We start from the raw sequence: 16,459 nt of genomic DNA on the forward strand, positions 1-16,459 counted from the left end.
CACATGAAGAGCACGATGATGAACGTCCAGCTCACGACGGCAGCCATCCTGCGTCACGGCGCACGCGTCCACGGCGCGGCCCGCGTGCGGACCTTGCAGCCGGATGGGAGCGTCAAGATCGGCACGTTCGCGCAGGTGGGACGCCGATCTGCCCAGCTGGCGCACGCGCTGCGTGCCAGTGGGGTCACCGGCGACGAGCGCGTCGCCACGCTCATATGGAACAAAACCAGGAGCACGTGGCGGCCTACTGCGCCGTCCCGTCGATGGGCGCGGTGCTGCACACCCTGAACCCTCGTCTGACCGTCTAGCAGCTCGCCTATATCGGGAACCACGCCGAGGACCGGGTCATCATGGTGGACGGCGGCCCAGCGTCGTTGTTGGCGCCCGTGCTGCCCCAGATCGCCAGCATCCACACGGTCGAGGTGACCGGGGAGGTCGATCTGGCGCCGTTGCGTCGCGACGGCGTCTCGGTCGTCGGGTACGAAGACTTCATCGCAGGCCATCCGGAGACGTTCGACTGGCCGGAGGTCGACGAGCTGTCCGCGGCTGCCATGTGCTACACCTTGGTGGACGACCGGCAACCCCAAGGGTGTGGCGTACAGCCACCGCTCGACGTATGAAGCGCCCCGGGTCTGAGGGAGGCTCTCAATCCAGTGAAGGGTGGGAGTCATGGCAGCACCGAAGAAGTACAGCGATGAGTTGCGTGAGCGCGCGACGCGGTTGGCCCTGGAGGCCCGGCGCGACCCGGCGACGAGGGTCGGTGCGCTGGCGCGGATCGGCGGTCAGCTGGGGGTCCACCCCGAGGCGCTGCGGAACTGGGTGAAGCAGGCCGAGATCGACGGCGGGGTCCGTGCCGGGACCACGTCCAGCGACGCGCAGCGGTTGGCCGAGCTCGACCGTGAGGTCCGCGAGCGGCGTCGGGCGAACACGATCTTGAAGCAGGCCTCGGCTTTCTTTGCGGCGGAGCTCGACCGCCCCTCGAGGTGATTGTGGACTTCGTCGCTGAGTATCGCGACGAGCATGTAGTCGAGCCGATTTGCGCGGTCTTGAAGGACACGGCCGCCTCGATCGCTCCGTCCACGTTCTACGCCCGCACCAGCCCGACCCGGCAGCCCTCGGCCCGGGCGGTGCGCGATGCCGAGCTGGTGACCCAAATCCGGGAAGTGCACGCCGCCAATCTTGGGGTCTACGGCGCCCGCAAGGTCCACGCCGCACTGAACCGTGAGGGCACCGACGTCGCCCGCTGCACCGTCGAGCGGTTGATGCGCGCGGAGGGGCTGCGGGGGATGCGGCGCGACAAGTCCCGCAAGACCACCATCGGCGAGGGCTGAACCGCCCTGGGTTTCTTGGAGGCTCATGACCTTGGGAACGAGGATGAGCACATGGCGAGCGAGCAGGTGCCGGGGAAGCCGCAGACGCGGCGTTACAGCCCGGAGGAGAAGGCCGGTGCGGTCCGGATGGTCCGCACGCTGCGGGCCGAGCTGGGGACGAACCACGGGGCGGTGCAGCGGGTCGCGACGCCGCTGGGCTACGGCGTCGAGTCGGTGCGTCAGTGGGTCAAGCAGGCCGACGTCGACGAGGGACACGCAGCAGGGGTGAGCACCGCGGAGGCGAAGCGGATCCGAGAGTTGGAGCAGGAGAACCGCGAGCTCAAGCGGGCCAATGAGATCTTGAAGCGAGCCGCGTCTTTCTTCGGAGCGGAGCTCGACCGCCAACACAAGAGGTAGTCGCCTTCATCGACGCCAACCGGGGCGACGTCGTCGAGAGCAGGAGGCTCGGAGTCGAGTCCATCTGCGCCACGCTCACCAGAGCGGGGCTGCGGGTGGCCCGTGTGTGATCCGAGCACCTACTACGCCGCGAAGAGCAGGCCGGCCTCAGCGCGCTCCGTCCGAGACGCCGAGCTCCGGCCGGTGCTGCGGGAGCTGTGGGAGTCCAACTACCGGGTCTAGGGGGCGCGGAAGCTGTGGATGGCCGCCCGTCGCGCGGGGCGCGACATCGGGCGCGACCAGGTCGCCAGACTGATGCGCGCCGAGGGCATCGCGGGCGCGGTGCGCACCAAGCGGGTCAGGACGACACGGCGCGATGACACCGCCGCTCGGCATCCGGACCTGGTCCGACGGGACTTCACCGCCACGGTACCGAACCAGCTATGGGTCACCGACCTGACGTTCGTGCCGACGTTCGCCGGGGTCGCCTACGTCTGCTTCATCCCCAGATTCAGATCGACGCCTGCTCGCGGATGATCGTGGGGTGCCGGGTCGCTAGCCACATGCGCACCGAGATGGTCCTCGATGCGATCGAGCTGGCCCGCTGGTCCCGCGGCACCCGGCTGACAGGCCTTCGATGCCACAGCGATGCCGGCAGCCAATTCACGAGTCTGCGCTACGGCGAGCGGCTCGCCGAGATCGGTGCGGTCCCCTCGATCGGGACCGTCGGTGATTCCTACGACAACGCGCTCGCCGAGACGGTCAACGGCTACTACAAGGCCGAGCTCATCCGCGGTCCAGCCCGGCCGGGGCCGTGGCGCACCGTCGAGGACGTCGAGCTCGCGACCCTCGGATGGGTCCACTGGCACAACCATCAACGGCTGCACGGCTACCTCGGCGACATCCCGCCAGCAGAGTTCGAGAAGACGCTCTACGCTGCCCAGCAGGGCGACCAGGCCCTGATGGAAATCAAATGACCAGAGCCTCCACCAGACCCAGGGCGGTTCAGGGTGCCTCGGTTCCTGGCGAAGGACAGCCTCTTCGCGGTCCCGGTCGTCGGGTGGTGGTTCCGCGCCGCGGGTCACGTGGAGGTCGACCGTTCGGTCGGACGCGCCGGCTACGAGAGCGCAGTCGACGCGGTCTCGGGGGGCCGGCTGGTCCTGGTGTACCCGGAGGGCTCAATCACGAAGCGGGAGGACGGTCTGCCGATGGCGATGAAATCCGGCGCCGTCCGGATCGCCCTGGCGTCCTCGGCTCCGTTGATCCCGGTGGCGCAGTGGGGAACCCAGGAGATCCTGCCCCCTACAGTGGGCGTCTTCGCCTGGGCTGGCGTCGACCGGTGAGCCTCGTCGTCGGGCCCCCGGTCCCCCTCGACGACCTCCACGAGCTGGGGGAGGCCTGGGCCGTCAAGGAAGGGTGTCAGCGCTTGGAGGCCGCCATCACTGCCATGGTCGATCAGCTGGCAGGGGTCCCGGCGGATCGGTGAACCATGCCCGTGGGAGCCACGATCGAGCGGCGTGGTCGCCGGTGCCGACTCTCACGGTTCGAAGGCGGGATCCTGACGGGCCGGCCCCGCGGTGCCGCCCTGCGCCAGGCCGGACCCGTAGGTCTCGTGCAGGGTCCGCATGATGTCGTCGTACGGCAGGTCGAGGTAGGTTCCTCTCTCGCGCACGTACTCCATGTGTCGACGACCGGCGCCGTCGGCGGCGTGGAGCAGCGCGTCTTGGGTCCCGTCGAAGTCCAACGGGGGGACGCCGAACCGCTCGCACAGCTCGGAGTTGAAGGCCGGTGAGCCCTTGCGCCATTGACCGTCGACGTGCACCGCGGTCCACCCGTGGTAGACGAAGAGATCGGTGCCCATCACCGACAGCAGTTGCTCGCTGCTCAAGTGGTTGCGCACGTCGGAGAAGCCGAGGACGGCCGGAATGCCGACCGCGCGCAAGCTGGCCGTGAGCAACACCGCCTTCGGGACGCACCACGTCGGGCTGCCGTCCAAGATGGCGCTGGCCTTGTACTGGTCGCGATCGGGGGTGAGGCCGTACGGGTTGTAGCGAAGGCGGTCGCGGACCTCCGCGAAGAGTCGCCGGACACGCTCGTGTGGGTCGTCTACCCCCTTCACCACCGACGAGGCGAACCGACGGATTGCCGGGTGGTCGCTATCGACGAAGTGGCCGGACGCTACCGCATCGCCCAGCTCGTGCTGGCCGTTCACCACACCACCGCCCGGGTGTCCGTGGCAGCCCCGGCGGCCTCGAGCGTGCGCACGAGCTCCCGCTCCAGCTCGGGGAGTTGAGCAGCGACCCGGGCTGCCTCCCGGGCACGCTCGCGGGCCGAGGCCCCATCGCTGCGCGCCTGGGACGCGACCTCCGCCCAGGTCGCGGCGCAGCGATGGGCGCTGTCGGACACCGCTGAGGCCCCAGGGTCGTCGGTCAGCCGGGCAATGTCGTGCGCGCCGCGGGCCAGCAGCCTGCGGAAGAGTCCGCCGCCGGTACCTGCTTTTTCGACGAACGCGCTCAGGCCGAGGAGGAGCAGGTGCAGCACGTCGTCGGGGAAGACTTCGGGCCATCGCGGGAGATCGTCGGCGAACAGGTCGACGGCGGCGAGTCCGGTGGCTCCCACCGCCGTGTCGCTGCCAGAGACGATCGATGGTCCGTCCGAGGCGGTCATGGCAGCGGCCGCCTGGGCGAATGCGGCACGGCTGGCGAGCGTCAGGTCAGGGAGCTTCTGGGGCCACTCGATGTCGAAGAAGGTGTGACGCGTCGGGACCGGGAAGCCCTGCGAGGACCGCGCCTTGGCCAGCGCCTCGTAGGGCACCATCTGCACGTCCTCGCGGTCGTTGTCGACGACGTGCGCGATCTGATGCTTGTCGTCGTATCCGATGACCACGATGTCGTGCCTGCTCATCTGGAGCTGGACCCGGAGGTACGGCAGCTCGGCGATGTCCGCCCACACGAGAGCTGGACGGCCACGCTGGATGGAGTCCCGCACCCAAGCCCATCCTTCGCCCGGGTCGTCGGTGGCGAGCACCGAGACCGTTGCCCCGAGGCGCATGGGCAGGTCTGTTTCCAGGTCGCCTCCGCGGCCCACGAGGTAGATCGGGGGCATGAGCTCGGTGTCCCTTAGGTAGGCAAGGTCCAAGGAACCGCTCAGTGCAAAGACCAGCCCTTCGTCAGGAGGGCCCTCCCAGCCGAGTCCTATCCATTCGAGCAGGTCTCGCATCGCGCCGGAGCCGCAGTGACCGCCCAGGCGGTGGGGGTAGGGGCTGACGATGCGTTGCTGAGAGCTAGCCATGTACGTCATCCTATAGACAAAAGGTGGGAGTTGTTCGAAAGCGGATGCGGAGTGGCTATCTGTCACATGGTTGTTCGAGCGTGACACCGGTCCAGAGAGTGACATTCTGGCTAGTCTGTTCGGTGTGGCACGTCCATCGATGCGGGATCGGTACCGCGAGCACGTCCGAGCCGCGGTTCTCGAGACCGCCCACGACCTGATCGTCGAGCGTGGATGGGAACGAGTCCGCATGGGAGAGATCGCTGACGCCGTCGGCGTCTCACGTGCTCTCCTGTACAAGGAGTTCAAGGACAAGCCGGGATTGGGCGAGGCCGTCGTGCTCAAGGAGGCGGCGCGATTCATCGACGGAATCGAGGAGGTGCTGGCCCGTCACCGCGCCGATGCTGGTCGAGGACTCGCAGCTGCCATCGACTTCACGGTGGACGAAGCTGAACGGAGCCCTCTCCTCAGAGCCGTCCTGATCTCCAATGGCGAGCTCTCCTCGCAGTCGGCGACCGGAATCCTGCCATTGCTCACCACATCGTCACAGCTGCTCGACCTGGCGACGAGGTCGCTGGCCACGTGGGTGACGTCCAACTTCCCGGACCTGGACGCGGAAGAGGTGTCCGACGCGGCAGACGCCCTGGTCCGGCTCACGGTCAGTCACCTGGCGCTCCCTAGGTGGACGCGTCCGGAGACGTCGCGCAAGATCACCGAGGTGGGACTGAGGTACCTCGGACTATCGGTGACGCCGTTGCCAGACCTCTCTCCCAAGAGCGAGTACGAGCACCATGTGACAAGTGATCACAGGTCGAAGTCCTGACTGACTCCATGTTGGCCTGCACGAACCTGTGTTCCCCGGCCTGCTTGAGGTCGTCCTGAGTGATGCCGAGGTCCTTCTGGCTCTGAGTTTGGCATGTCTTGGGCCAGTAGCCGTGCTCGTGCAGCCAGTCGACGAACTCCTCCGACGTACGCTCGGCGCAGTCCAACGGCCGGAGGTCTTGATCTACGTCGCCGGCGTAGCTCAGGTCGGGGTGCGTACTGGGGTCTGGGTGCGCCCGAGGTCGCCAGCGTCGAGCATCGCAACGAGCTTGTCGCCTTCGACGTCGAGGTTTGACAGCAGCCAGTCCAGCCAGCGGGGAAGCCACCAGGCGCGGTCTGCGAGCAGGTCCATCAGTGCCGGCATGAGCGTCATCCGGACCAGGAACGCGTCGAGCGCGATGCCGATCGCGAGAGCGAAGCCGACCTGTTTGATCATGATGTCGTGGCTGAAGATGAACCCGGAGAACACCGAGATCATGATGACTGCGGCGGCCACCACGACGCGGCTGGCCTGGTCGAAGCCGTGCACGACGCTGGCGCGTCCGCGGATGCCGTGCACGTGCGCCTCCCGCATCGAGGAGACCAAGAAGACCTGGTAGTCCATCGCGAGCCCGTACAGGATGCCGGTGACCATGATCGGCATGAAGCTCATCAAGGGGCCGCCGGTGTCGAAGCCAAAGAACGTGCTGAGCCATCCCCACTGGAACACTGCGGTGGTGGCACCGAAGGTCGCCAGGATGCTGAGTAGGAATCCGGGGGTCGCGATCAGAGGCACGAGCGCGGAGCGGAACACGACCAGCAAGATGATCAGGGACAGCCCGATGATGATGGTGAGGTAGATCGGGAGAACCTCGGCGAGCTTGTCGGACATGTCGATGCCGATCGCGGTGAACCCGGTGACACCCAGCGTGACGTCGTTCGACGTCGCGACCGGGTTTCCGGGGTCCCGGAGCTGGTTCACCAGGTCGGCGGTGGCCTGGTCGCCCGGGCCGGAGGTTGGGATGACGCTGAACACCGCGAGGTTCCCGGCGTCGTTCACGCCGACCGGGGCCGCCATGACGACGTCGTCGCTTTGCTGCAGGTCGTTGATCAGGGCGCCGGTGAGCTCAGGGGTGAGGGGGCTGGCAGCTTCGGGTTGCGCGGTGACGAGGAGGGGGCCGTTGAAGCCTTCGCCGAACCCGCGGGTGACGGCTTCGTAGCTCTGCCGGGCGGGGGTATCCGTGTTCGCGGTCGCGCGGCTGGGGATGCCGAGGTTCATGTCGGCGGCCGGGATCGCGGTCAGGCCGAGCACCGCGACCACTCCGATGAGGACCGGCCACCGGAACCGGAGCGTGGCCTTGATCCAGTGGTCGGCGACGGTGTGCTGCTCGTCCTCGACCTAGGTGCGGCGCTTGGTCCGCGCGGAGTCCGAGCAGATCCGCTCCCCGATCAGCCCGAGCAAGGCGGGGAGCAGGGTCAGCGCGATCAGCACGGCGAGCCCGACGGTGGTGGCCGCGACCAGGGCCATGGTGGTCAGGGTGCCGATACCGATCACGCTCAGGGCGGTGAGGGCGACGAGCACGGTGAGCCCGGCAAAGAACACCGCGCTGCCCGCGGTTCCCACGGCCCGGCCCGCAGCCTCGGCGGCGCTGAGCCTCTGGGTCGAGGGGGTGTCAGATGGTCTGTGTAAGGGGGTGGTCGTGAAGGAGAACGAAGATGACTGCTGTGAGCACCGAGAACCACGCCGACCACAACACCGAGACCAGCGCTGAGGAAGGCGCTCGATCCGGGCGCGGGCACACCGCTGCTCGTCGTGCGGCACGGGCCCAGATGCCGGGCTACAAGGCCGCGGCCGAGCTCGCTGAGTCCGGCGCGCTGGACGGGCTGTTCGCCCAGATCGACGCCGGTGAGATCGACCTGACCGGCGACGGCGGGTTCATCCCGGCGCTGATCAAGCACGCCCTCGAACGCGGCCTGGGGGCAGAGCTGACCGATCACTTGGGCTACGAGCGCGGCGCGCCTGACGCGGCCGCGTATCCGAACTCCCGCAACGGCACGACCCCGAAGACGGTCGCGACCCAGGCCGGTGAAGTGAATCTCGAGGTCCCTCGGGACCGCCAGGGCACGTTCACGCCACGGCTGGTGCCCAAGGGTGAGCGGCGGCTCGGCGGCCTGGACGAGATGATCATCAGCCTCTACGCCGGCGGGATGACCGTCCGCGACATCTCCCACCACCTCGCCGCGACGCTGGGCACCGAGCTCTCGCACGAGGCGATCAGCAACATCACCGACGAGATCCTCGACGCGGTCGGGGAGTGGCAGGCCCGCCCACTGGAGCCGCTGTATCCGGTGATCTACCTCGACGCGATCGTGGTGAAGGTCCGCGACGGCTCGCACGTGGTCAACAAGTCCGCCCATATCGCGGTCGGCGTGGACATGGACGGCGTCAAGCACGTGCTCGGGATCTGGGTCCAGGCCCACGAGGGCGCGAAGTTCTGGGCGGGCGTGTGCGCCGACCTCGCCAACCGCGGGATCCGCGACGTGCTCATCGTGTGCTGCGACGGGCTGATCGGACTGCCCGAGGCGATCGAGGCGACCTGGCCGGCCGCGACGGTGCAGACCTGCGTGGTCCACTTGATCCGTGCCGCGATGCGGTTCGTGGGCTATGGCGACCGCAAGGCCGTCGCGGCCGCACTGAAGCCGATCTACACCGCTTCCAGCGCCGCAGCGGCCCGTGATGAGCTCGATGCGTTCAAGACCTCGAAGTGGGGTGTGAAGTACCCCCACACCGTCGCGACGTGGGAGGCGGCCTGGGAGCGGTTCACCCCGTTCCTGGGCTTTCCGCCCGAGCTGCGGCGCGTCATCTACACCACCAACAGCATCGAGTCGCTGAACTACCAGCTCCGCAAGGTCACCAAGAACCGTGGCCACTTCCCGTCTGAGGACGCGGTCGTGAAGCTGCTGTGGCTGGCGATCTGCAACATTGAGGACAAACGAGCCCGTGAACGCGAGCGCGACCGGGGCAAGCCCTCCGCGGAACGAAAGGCTGCCGGCCGGCTCGTCGAGGGCCAGGTCGTCACGAACTGGAAGCAGGCCCTGGCCCAGCTCGCGATCAACTACCCCGACCGCATCAATCCCCACCTGTAAGCCCTCCGAGGCCGAAAGAATCCATCTCACTTACACAGACAACTTGACACGCTCAGGTCGAGGAACCCCTGGTAGTCCATCGCTCCGGGTGCCTCGTCGCCGCTACCCAGCTGGACCTCGACCTGGCCCTCGAGTGCGGCCATCGCCGCACCGTAGACAGAACCGAATAGCAGCGGGACGTACAGGCCGGGGTAGCGGTCACCGGCGACCTCGCGCAGCAGCTCCTGCGCCGAGCGCCGCATCCGGTCCTGGACCTCGAGCACATATGGCCGCAGCGTCGGATGCCGCCGCGCGAGGGCCATCAGCTCGCGCATCGTCGCCAGCGTGTCGGTGGTGAACTGCTCGCGCATCACCGCCTGCAGCGCGTCCAGCAGCGTCACCTGGTCGGGGAGCTTTCCCAGCGCCGCGGAGGCGTCGTCGACTCCGGCGAGCACCACCGAAACGACAGCCTCTTCCTTGCAGGAGTAGTGGTTCGCGAACGTCCGCCGAGCGAACCCCGCTCGTTGCACGACATCGTCGGTGCCGAAGCCGTCGAGGCCGCGCTCCAGGGCGAGGTCGTAGGCGGCGCGAGCCATGGCTTGGCCGGTCGCCTGCCGCTTCTGTTCCCGCAGACCTCGAGTCGTCATCGGCCCGAGAGTAGCCCCAACAGTGCCCGATGGGCAAAGTTGCCCATCGGGCACTGGGGCCTCTCCGTGCTCGGACGGTTCCCCCGTGACCGAACGGCCGGATCAGGACCGGATGTCAGGATTCGGAACGGTGCGTGGTGCCTGCGCCGAGGAACACCTCGATCTCGCGGATGCCTCGCGCGGCTTCCCGTTCCACGGCGCCCTGGGTGTGGCCATGTCTCCGCGGTGGACCGGTGCGCTGCCACTCACGGTAGGCCTGCATCGCCACGACACCTCCGCACCAGCAGGCGCCCACGGCGATCAGCCCACCGACACACACCCAACCCAGGTAGCGCAGGACGTCTCCGACCACGCCCCAGATCGGCTCTGACCATCGTGGATCCAGGTACGGCATGGCAACCCCTCCACCGAGCGGCCCACCAGGGCCGGTGCTGCCGACTCCACCGACCGCCCACGTCAGCAGAATAAATGCATGCGTGCATGTAGGTAAGGTGTCGCCATGGCCGATCACGCGTCTCGCCAGGAGGAGCGGTCCGCGGCAACCCGGCGAGCGCTGCTCGACGCCACCATCGCCTGCCTTGTTGAAGAGGGATACGGCGGCACCACTGGGCCCGCGGTGGCGAAGCGGGCGGGGCTGTCCCGGGGGGCGCAGCTGCATCACTTCGGCACCCGGGACCAGATGGTCGTTGCCGCGGTCGAGCACCTGGCTCAGATGCGTCTGGCTGCGGTGCGTTCCCGGTTGCAGGAGATCGAGAACCAGTCGGCCGACGACCCCGGCGTGGCACAACCGGTGGCACGGGCGGCGTTGGAGCTGCTGGCCGGCGCCCTGTCCGGGCCGCTGTACGCGGCGACACTGGAGCTGTGGGTCGCTGCCCGAGCCAACGTCGAGCTCCGCGAGGAGCTGGTGCCGGCCGAGCACCGGGTCCGCGCCGAGCTCTGGGAGGTGTGCCGCCGGTACGTGACCGAGGACCCGGTCGAGATCCAGCTGACGTTGGACGTGCTGCTCGGTCAAGGCGTCAGCGGCATGTTCCACGCCGACCGTGCCGAGTCGCACCGCAGAGCCCTGGACCGCTGGGAGCGGCTGCTGGTCGACAGGTCGACGTCGGCGCGCCCGTGCTGACCGCCACCCTTTGCCGAGACGAGTTCGGGCGGACGCCGCAGGTCGCCCGGTCGCGCAGGAGACGATCGTGAGCCAGCGGCTGTGGACCCGGGCCGGCGTGGTGGCCGTGGCCGGGCACCTGGGCTACGAGTTGCTGGCCGGCGTGAGCGTTCCGATGGCCTCTCGGCTCGGGATCAAGACAGCCGTGACCGGGTATGCGGCCGCTACGGCGGCGCTGTACCACGCGGCCGGCCATGTCCCGCCGTCGCGCGGGCATCGACGGTTCGCGGTGCTGAACGCGTTGTTCGCCTCCGCGGTGATCTCGCACTTCACCTCCTGGCCGCGGACCACTCGAGCGGGGCTGCCGTGGCTGACCGAGTGCGAAGGGCTCACCGGCGAGGTCATCGGCCCGTACAACCTGCTGCTGCACGGCTCGGCCGGCGCCGCCGTGGGTGGAGTCGTCGAGAACCGCCGCGGCTGGCCGTGGTTCGTCACCACGGTGGCCGTCGTGGTGCCGCTGCTTCGGCGTGAGACCGACCGGGAGTTTCAGCGGCTGCTCGCCCAAGCAGCTCGGACGCCGCGATGGTGGAACCGGCGCCTCGCCTCACGCGCCCATGCGCCTGTCACGTGAGCGTGCCCGGGGAGCCCATCCCGTGGGCCTGGCCGCGACCTCGCCGTGCGGCGACAGGGTCGCTAGTCGAGCTGGAAGTGGTCGACGTCCACTCGCACGAACACCGCGGTGGAGGTGACCGCCGGACGCCCGGAGTCCGCCTCGGACATCGTCGCTTCCACGAAGAGCTTGCGGCCCTCGGCGTGCAGGATCGCACCCCGGAGCTCGTACTCGACCCCCAGCAGTACCGGGCGGAGGTAGTCGACCACGAGGTTCCGGGTCACTGCTGGTCCGTCGGTCAGGTAGAGAAGGAACCCGTAGAAGTCGTCGAGCACTGTTGCCACGGCACCACCGTGCGCGATGCCAGGCGCTCCGACATGCCGGGCATCGAAGGTGTGGCGCGCGGTGACGCCTTCCCCGTCTCGGTACACCCGGAGATGGTGGCCGTGCGGGTTCTGCGGCCCGCATCCCAGGCAGGCAGGGTGGTGAGCCGGCAGCAGTGACCCGTCTGGATGCGGCCGGAACTTCTCCGCCCACGTCGAGATCAAGTCCTGGAGGTTGGTCATGGGGTGTGTTCCTCTGAGCGAGCTGGTGCGGACCTGCCGGCACATCGTGGCTGTCACCGGTGCGCGCTCTGGCCCGCGGCGCGGACTCGATCGCGTGCTCCCCCGGGCCGACATCGTGCGGAGGACCGAGGCACCAGTGAGCATACATGCGTGCACGTATGTCGCTGACCGGGTCGCCTCCGCTCCGGTGGCATCGGTGCCACCGCGGTGATCTGGTCATGCCACCGGAGTCAGCGCAGGTGGCCGATGAGTGCCCAGTCGCTCCCGTGGCTCAGCGGAAGCAGATCTTCTTGACGCGGTACACCAGACTCTGCCGCTCAGGAAGGTGCTGCCGGTGCCGGTGCTGCCGGTGACGACGCAGTTGCGGCTCATGCCGGTAGAGGGAGGCACTGGCCTGGTCGCGCTGGCGGGCCTCGAGCTCGAGGCGGTGACCCAGACGCACAGCCGGTTCGTCGAAGCCGCTGGCGACCCCTGCTGCGACGGCCATCGCCGCCCAGTCGTGGCGTGCGGTGGTATGCACGGCACGCTCGATCGTCGCGGTGGGTGGGTGCACGGCAAGCTCGTCAAGCACTAAGCGCACGCCGCGATAGGCCTCAACTGTTTATTGCCAGGCCTCGATGACGGTCTCTTCGCGTTCACCCAGTCCGGCGCCCAGGGCGCGTTCCAGCCTGGCGGTGAGCCGTGTGTGCCAGCGCAGCAGGAGCGCGTCGACGAGCGCGTCGATGTTGGGGAAGAACTCCTCGACGTGCTCGAGATCGGTGGGCAGCTGGCCGTCACGACGCGCCAGGATCTCTTCGGTGACGGCTTGTAGGACGCCGGCGCGGGTCGGGGCCGGAGCGCGCCTCATGACGGCTGCCCCGGCCGGATGGTGGTGCGCGCGCCGGCGCCCGGATGTAGCGGCAGCGACGCGTATCCGCGGATGGGGCCGGAGCGCAGCCGGACCGCTACGTCGAGGTCGACATCCCAGTCCCGGTGGCGGCGCAGCAGGGCTTGGAGTGCGAGGCGGGCTTCGAGCCGCGCCAGGGATGCACCGAGGCAGAAGTGGATGCCGCGGCCGAACGCGACCTGTCGTTCGGGGCGCGGTGGATGTCGAACCGATCGGCGTCGGGGAAAGCGTGGTCGTCGCGGTTGGCTGAGCCGGACAGCAGCAGCACGGTGTCTCCGGCATCCAGGTGTTCGCCGTGCAGCTGCACCGGTCCGGTCAGGGTGCGGGAGAGCCCTTGGACCGGGGAGTCGTAGCGCAGCGGCTCCTCGACCGCGCCCGGCACGAGCTCCGGGTTCTCGGCCAGCTCGTGCCGAACCTCGGGATGGTGGGCGAGCACCACGGCGCTGTTGGAGGGCAGGTTGGTCGTCGTCTCGTGGCCGGCGACCAGCAGCAGCAGGCAGAACCCGAGCAGCTCCTCCTCGCTGAGGCGTTCCCCGTCGACCTCGGCGTGCACCAGCGCGGACATCAGGTCCGCCTGCGGTGCCGCGCGGCGTTCGGCGAGGAACTCGGTGAAGTACGCGTACAGCGCAGCGGCCGCGTCCAGTCCGGGACCGAACTCGCCACGGGTCGGGTTGGACTGGATCAGGGTGGTCGACCAGGTCCGGAACTGGTCGCGGTCCGCGCTCGGCACACCGAGCATCTCGGCGATCACGATCGCCGGAAGAGGACCGGCGAGACCTGCCACGAAGTCCAAGCTGCCGTCGTCAGGAGCGACTTCGAGGGTCGTCGACCAGCGTCGCGATGTGCGGCTCCAGGTCGGCGATGCGGCGGGGGGTGAAGGCACGGCTGACGAGGCGGCGCAGTTGGGTGTGCCGGGGCGGATCGGTCATGATCAACATCGGCAAGAACAGTTCGGTCATGTCCACCTCGGGTGGGGTGGGGAAGATCCCGGAGGCCGAGGAGTACGTCGTCGGGTCCTGCAGGGCGGCGGAGACGTCGTCGTAGCGGCTGAGCGCCCACGACCCGGCCGTCGGCGACCAGTACGCCGGAGCCCGCTCGCGCAGCTCCCGGTAGACCGGGTACGGTCGTCGATCACCGCGGGGTCGAAAGGGCTGTAGCTCAGCTGCTGCGTCGTCATCGGTGCTCCGTCCTCGCCGAGGAGCGGGCCCTGAACCCGCACTCGAACTCGTACCGGCAGTTTGTACTGCGAGTACAACATAGGATGAGGGCACTGTCGAGAGTCCAACCAGCCGACCGGAGGTGGAGTGGCGGCAAGGAAGCTTCCGGCGAAGCTGGCCACGCGGCTGTACGACGCCGCTGAGCTGATCGCCGAACGGGGCCTGGACGCCACCAAGATCGAGGACATCGCCGAGGTCACCGGGATCCCGAAGGCCACGATCTACTACCACCTGGACGGCAAGGACGCGGTCCTGGAGTTCTTGCTCAGCGACCTGCTGGACCTGATCGCCGGTGCCGTCGGGGTCGCCATGACCAGCGGCGACACGGCCGATGCCCGCCTGCAGGCGGCGGTGCGTGCCCAGCTGCAGGTGATGCTCGAGCATCCCTTCCTGTCCCGCGCCCTGGTCGGGGACCTGGGGCGGGCCACGGCTGACCGACCTCGCCGACGCGCTCCGCGCGGCGTTCTACGAGCCGATCGAGCAGCTGCTGGCCGACGGCGTGGCCGACGGGACGCTGCGCCGGGTCGCCGACCCGACGGCGGTCGCGATGAGCGTGTTCGGCGCCATCACCGTCACCGGGCTCAACGCGGCGGTCGCCGGTCCGTCCGCGGATCCGGTCGCGGACGCGAGCCGGTACGCGGACGCGGTCACCGCTCTGATCCTAAGCGGTCTGGCGACCGACCCGTCCCCCGAACCGGCGCCCGAGCCCGGCTGCTGAGCGGAGTCTGGGGTCACCGCGCCGCGGTGAGCTCGCCAGAGTCCTCAGCTCGGCTGTGAACGTCGGCATTCACCGGAGAGGTCCGCCGCCTCCCGGCGAGGACGACAACGACCGCACCCACCAGCAACGTGGCGGCCCCGACCCACATCGCGGCCGCGTAGCCGTTCGCGAACGCCTCGACCGCCGAGCGGATCAGCGGTGCGCTTTGGGCCTGCTCGAGCTGGCCAGCCGCCTCGACCGCTTGCGCCACGCCTTCCTCTGACGCCTGGACCGCGGGCTCGGGGATACCACTGACCCCGGAGAGGACCTGGTCGCCGTACACCGCCAGCAGCACCGAGGCGGCCACCGCGCTGCCCAGCGCACCGCCGACCTCTCGGGTGACGTCGTTGACGGCGGCGGCCAGCGTGCGTCGGTCCTCGGGCAGCCCGTCGATGATCAGGGTGGTGCCGGGGTTGATCGCCAGACCGAACCCGAAGCCGAGCACGACCAGCGCCAGGGCGAACATCCACAGCGATATGTCGCCGTCCTTCTGCAGGGCGAACATCACGAACGCCACCGCCATCTGCGCCATCCCCCAGGCGCCGACCGGTGCGGAGCCGAACCGGGCCACCAGTTGCGGGCCGAACCGGGCAGCCGGACCGATTCCCGCGGTCAGCGACGTCAGCCACAGCGCGGTCTCCAGCGGTTCAAGGCGGTGGACGTACTGCAGCCACTGCGGCGCCAGGAAGAAGAACCCGAACGCGGCGAAGAACTGCAAGAACACCATGGCGCTGCCGGTGGACAACCCGGCGGAGCGGAACAGCCGGACCTCGAGCATCGGGTTGCGGGTGCGCAGCTCGTGGACGACGAACCCGACCAGGAGCGCGGACCCGGCGGCAAGCGCGATGAGCGTGACCAGATCCGTCCAGCCGCGTTCAGGGCCCTCGATGAGACCGTAGACGAGCGCAGACAACCCGGCGAACGACAGCACCGACCCGGCCGGGTCCATCCGCAGCTCGGGATTGCGGGAGGTCGGGACGTTGACCAGGCACACGAGGGCGACGACCGCCGCCGCCGCGCCGTAGACGACCTGGACGCTGCCCCACCAGAAGTTCTCCACCAGCAAACCGGAGGTCAAGATCCCGACCATCGCCCCAGCTCCGGAGACCGCCGCCCAGATCGCAACAGCCTGGGGGCGCCGGTCGTCGGGGAACGCATCGACGAGGACCGAGAGGGTGGCCGGCATCACCGCGGCAGCCCCGACCCCAGCGAGTCCGCGCAGCGCGATAATGAGCTCCGGCTGGTCGACCAGCCCCGAGGCCACCGACGCGGCTGCGAACACGGCCAGCCCGGCAACGAGGAACTGACGACGCCCCCACCGATCGGCCGCGATCCCGACCGGAAGGAGGAGAGCGGCGAACACCAGCGCATAGATGTTGACCACCCAGGTCAGCTCGGTCTGCGTGGCTCCGGTGGCTTCAGCGATGTCGGGCAGCGCAAGCGAGAGCGAGGAGGCGGCCCCGATGACCAGCGCCAGTGCGGCACACATGGTGACCAGCAGGGCGAGAAGTCCGCGGGGTTCGGCGTGCCGAGGTGCAGTCACGAGGGTCCTTCGAGGTAGCGGTGCGGCAGGGGTCCGAGTCACCCTGACCTGGTGTCCGGGCGGAGTTCTAGCTGGCGAAGGGTGTTCGCAACGAGTAGGACCCCTGAATTGCTCTCGCGCTGTACCCGCACGAGAGCGTCACCTCTTCACTCGGCGGCAAACCCTCCCCTCGGACGTGCTGATCGCAGGCCGAGGGGACGCCGAGGCGAAGTGTCGGAGGCAACGATCGGG

17 protein-coding genes, 4 pseudogenes and 1 other annotated feature are annotated in these 16,459 nt (G+C 68.9%); of the genes and pseudogenes, 10 read left to right on the forward strand and 11 right to left on the reverse strand.

The genetic code is table 11. From position 1 onward, the window contains the following. The first annotated feature begins 3 nt into the window (after positions 1-3). The 5 genes and pseudogenes from KLP28_11180 to KLP28_11200 all read left to right on the forward strand — a co-directional run bounded on the left by KLP28_11180 (position 4) and on the right by KLP28_11200 (position 3,192). Positions 4-618, forward strand: a pseudogene (locus KLP28_11180) (AMP-binding protein). Positions 619-669: 51 nt separating this feature from the next. Next, the gene (locus tag KLP28_11185) at positions 670-987 is read left to right on the forward strand and encodes a transposase (protein ID QWC84162.1); all 318 of its coding nucleotides are present in this window, start codon (positions 670-672) and stop codon (positions 985-987) included. Then, positions 948-1,076: a sequence feature (AL1L pseudoknot), on the forward strand. Its footprint overlaps the gene before it by 40 nt. Further along, positions 990-1,331, forward strand: a complete 342-nt coding sequence (locus KLP28_11190; protein ID QWC84163.1) for an IS3 family transposase — start codon at positions 990-992, stop codon at positions 1,329-1,331. It overlaps the preceding feature by 87 nt. Before the next feature lie 51 nt (positions 1,332-1,382). Next, a pseudogene (locus KLP28_11195) lies at positions 1,383-2,683 on the forward strand (IS3 family transposase). 33 nt (positions 2,684-2,716) lie between these two features. Further along, a pseudogene (locus KLP28_11200) lies at positions 2,717-3,192 on the forward strand (1-acyl-sn-glycerol-3-phosphate acyltransferase). Between the two features lie 51 nt (positions 3,193-3,243). Here the strand turns inward: KLP28_11200 and KLP28_11205 are convergent. Both KLP28_11205 and KLP28_11210 read right to left on the reverse strand, forming a co-directional pair. Next, positions 3,244-3,918 carry a transglutaminase-like domain-containing protein gene (locus tag KLP28_11205; GenBank protein ID QWC84164.1) on the reverse strand — a complete coding sequence of 225 codons (675 nt, stop codon included), beginning with the start codon at positions 3,916-3,918 and terminating at the stop codon, positions 3,244-3,246. After that, positions 3,915-4,997, reverse strand: coding sequence for a BtrH N-terminal domain-containing protein (locus tag KLP28_11210; protein QWC86940.1), 1,083 nt, complete (start codon positions 4,995-4,997; stop codon positions 3,915-3,917). Before KLP28_11210 ends, KLP28_11205 begins: the two co-directional genes overlap by 4 nt. Before the next feature lie 139 nt (positions 4,998-5,136). On the opposite strand from KLP28_11210, the gene KLP28_11215 reads away from it, so the two are divergent. Continuing rightward, complete coding sequence (locus tag KLP28_11215) at positions 5,137-5,799, forward strand: TetR family transcriptional regulator (protein ID QWC86941.1); 663 nt, start codon at positions 5,137-5,139, stop codon at positions 5,797-5,799. A 201-nt stretch (positions 5,800-6,000) separates the two neighbouring features. Here the strand turns inward: KLP28_11215 and KLP28_11220 are convergent, their stop codons facing one another. Together KLP28_11220 and KLP28_11225 are read right to left on the reverse strand one after the other, a co-directional pair. Beyond that, positions 6,001-7,089, reverse strand: a complete 1,089-nt coding sequence (locus tag KLP28_11220; protein ID QWC84165.1) for an MMPL family transporter — start codon at positions 7,087-7,089, stop codon at positions 6,001-6,003. 87 nt (positions 7,090-7,176) lie between these two features. Then, positions 7,177-7,401 (reverse strand): MMPL family transporter, encoded by a 225-nt coding sequence (locus KLP28_11225; GenBank protein ID QWC84166.1) that lies wholly within the window; start codon positions 7,399-7,401, stop codon positions 7,177-7,179. 206 nt (positions 7,402-7,607) lie between these two features. On the opposite strand from KLP28_11225, the gene KLP28_11230 reads away from it, so the two are divergent. Then, the gene (locus KLP28_11230; GenBank protein ID QWC86942.1) at positions 7,608-8,924 is read left to right on the forward strand and encodes an IS256 family transposase; all 1,317 of its coding nucleotides are present in this window, start codon (positions 7,608-7,610) and stop codon (positions 8,922-8,924) included. A 26-nt stretch (positions 8,925-8,950) separates the two neighbouring features. On the opposite strand, the gene KLP28_11235 is transcribed toward KLP28_11230, so the two are convergent. Continuing rightward, positions 8,951-9,550: a TetR/AcrR family transcriptional regulator gene (locus KLP28_11235; GenBank protein QWC84167.1), complete on the reverse strand. Its 600-nt coding sequence runs from the start codon at positions 9,548-9,550 to the stop codon at positions 8,951-8,953. Between the two features lie 115 nt (positions 9,551-9,665). Then, positions 9,666-9,944, reverse strand: coding sequence for a hypothetical protein (locus KLP28_11240; protein QWC84168.1), 279 nt, complete (start codon positions 9,942-9,944; stop codon positions 9,666-9,668). A 105-nt stretch (positions 9,945-10,049) separates the two neighbouring features. Between KLP28_11240 and KLP28_11245 the strand changes: the two genes are divergently transcribed. Both KLP28_11245 and KLP28_11250 read left to right on the forward strand, forming a co-directional pair. After that, on the forward strand, positions 10,050-10,670 hold the full coding sequence (locus tag KLP28_11245) for a TetR/AcrR family transcriptional regulator (protein QWC84169.1): 621 nt from the start codon (positions 10,050-10,052) through the stop codon (positions 10,668-10,670). 67 nt (positions 10,671-10,737) lie between these two features. Continuing rightward, entirely contained in the window at positions 10,738-11,280 is a 543-nt protein-coding gene (locus KLP28_11250) for a hypothetical protein (protein QWC84170.1), read from the forward strand. Between the two features lie 62 nt (positions 11,281-11,342). Here the strand turns inward: KLP28_11250 and KLP28_11255 are convergent, their stop codons facing one another. From KLP28_11255 to KLP28_11270, 4 genes and pseudogenes are all read right to left on the reverse strand, one after another. After that, positions 11,343-11,825, reverse strand: coding sequence for a PaaI family thioesterase (locus KLP28_11255; protein ID QWC84171.1), 483 nt, complete (start codon positions 11,823-11,825; stop codon positions 11,343-11,345). A gap of 271 nt (positions 11,826-12,096) precedes the next feature. Next, positions 12,097-12,378, reverse strand: a complete 282-nt coding sequence (locus KLP28_11260) for a hypothetical protein (protein ID QWC84172.1) — start codon at positions 12,376-12,378, stop codon at positions 12,097-12,099. A 48-nt stretch (positions 12,379-12,426) separates the two neighbouring features. Next, entirely contained in the window at positions 12,427-12,672 is a 246-nt protein-coding gene (locus tag KLP28_11265) for a hypothetical protein (GenBank protein ID QWC84173.1), read from the reverse strand. Beyond that, a pseudogene (locus KLP28_11270) lies at positions 12,669-13,888 on the reverse strand (cytochrome P450). The gene KLP28_11265 and the pseudogene KLP28_11270 overlap by 4 nt, the downstream one beginning before the upstream one ends. Positions 13,889-14,015: 127 nt before the next feature. Here KLP28_11270 and KLP28_11275 point away from each other — a divergent pair. Next, positions 14,016-14,705, forward strand: coding sequence for a TetR/AcrR family transcriptional regulator (locus KLP28_11275; protein QWC84174.1), 690 nt, complete (start codon positions 14,016-14,018; stop codon positions 14,703-14,705). On the opposite strand, the gene KLP28_11280 is transcribed toward KLP28_11275, so the two are convergent. After that, positions 14,660-16,228 carry an MFS transporter gene (locus KLP28_11280; GenBank protein QWC84175.1) on the reverse strand — a complete coding sequence of 523 codons (1,569 nt, stop codon included), beginning with the start codon at positions 16,226-16,228 and terminating at the stop codon, positions 14,660-14,662. The two genes, KLP28_11275 and KLP28_11280, sit on opposite strands and share 46 nt — an antisense overlap. Positions 16,229-16,459 lie beyond the last annotated feature (231 nt).

This window comes from Nocardioidaceae bacterium (assembly GCA_018672315.1).
Classification (GTDB): Bacteria; Actinomycetota; Actinomycetes; order Propionibacteriales; family Nocardioidaceae; genus TYQ2.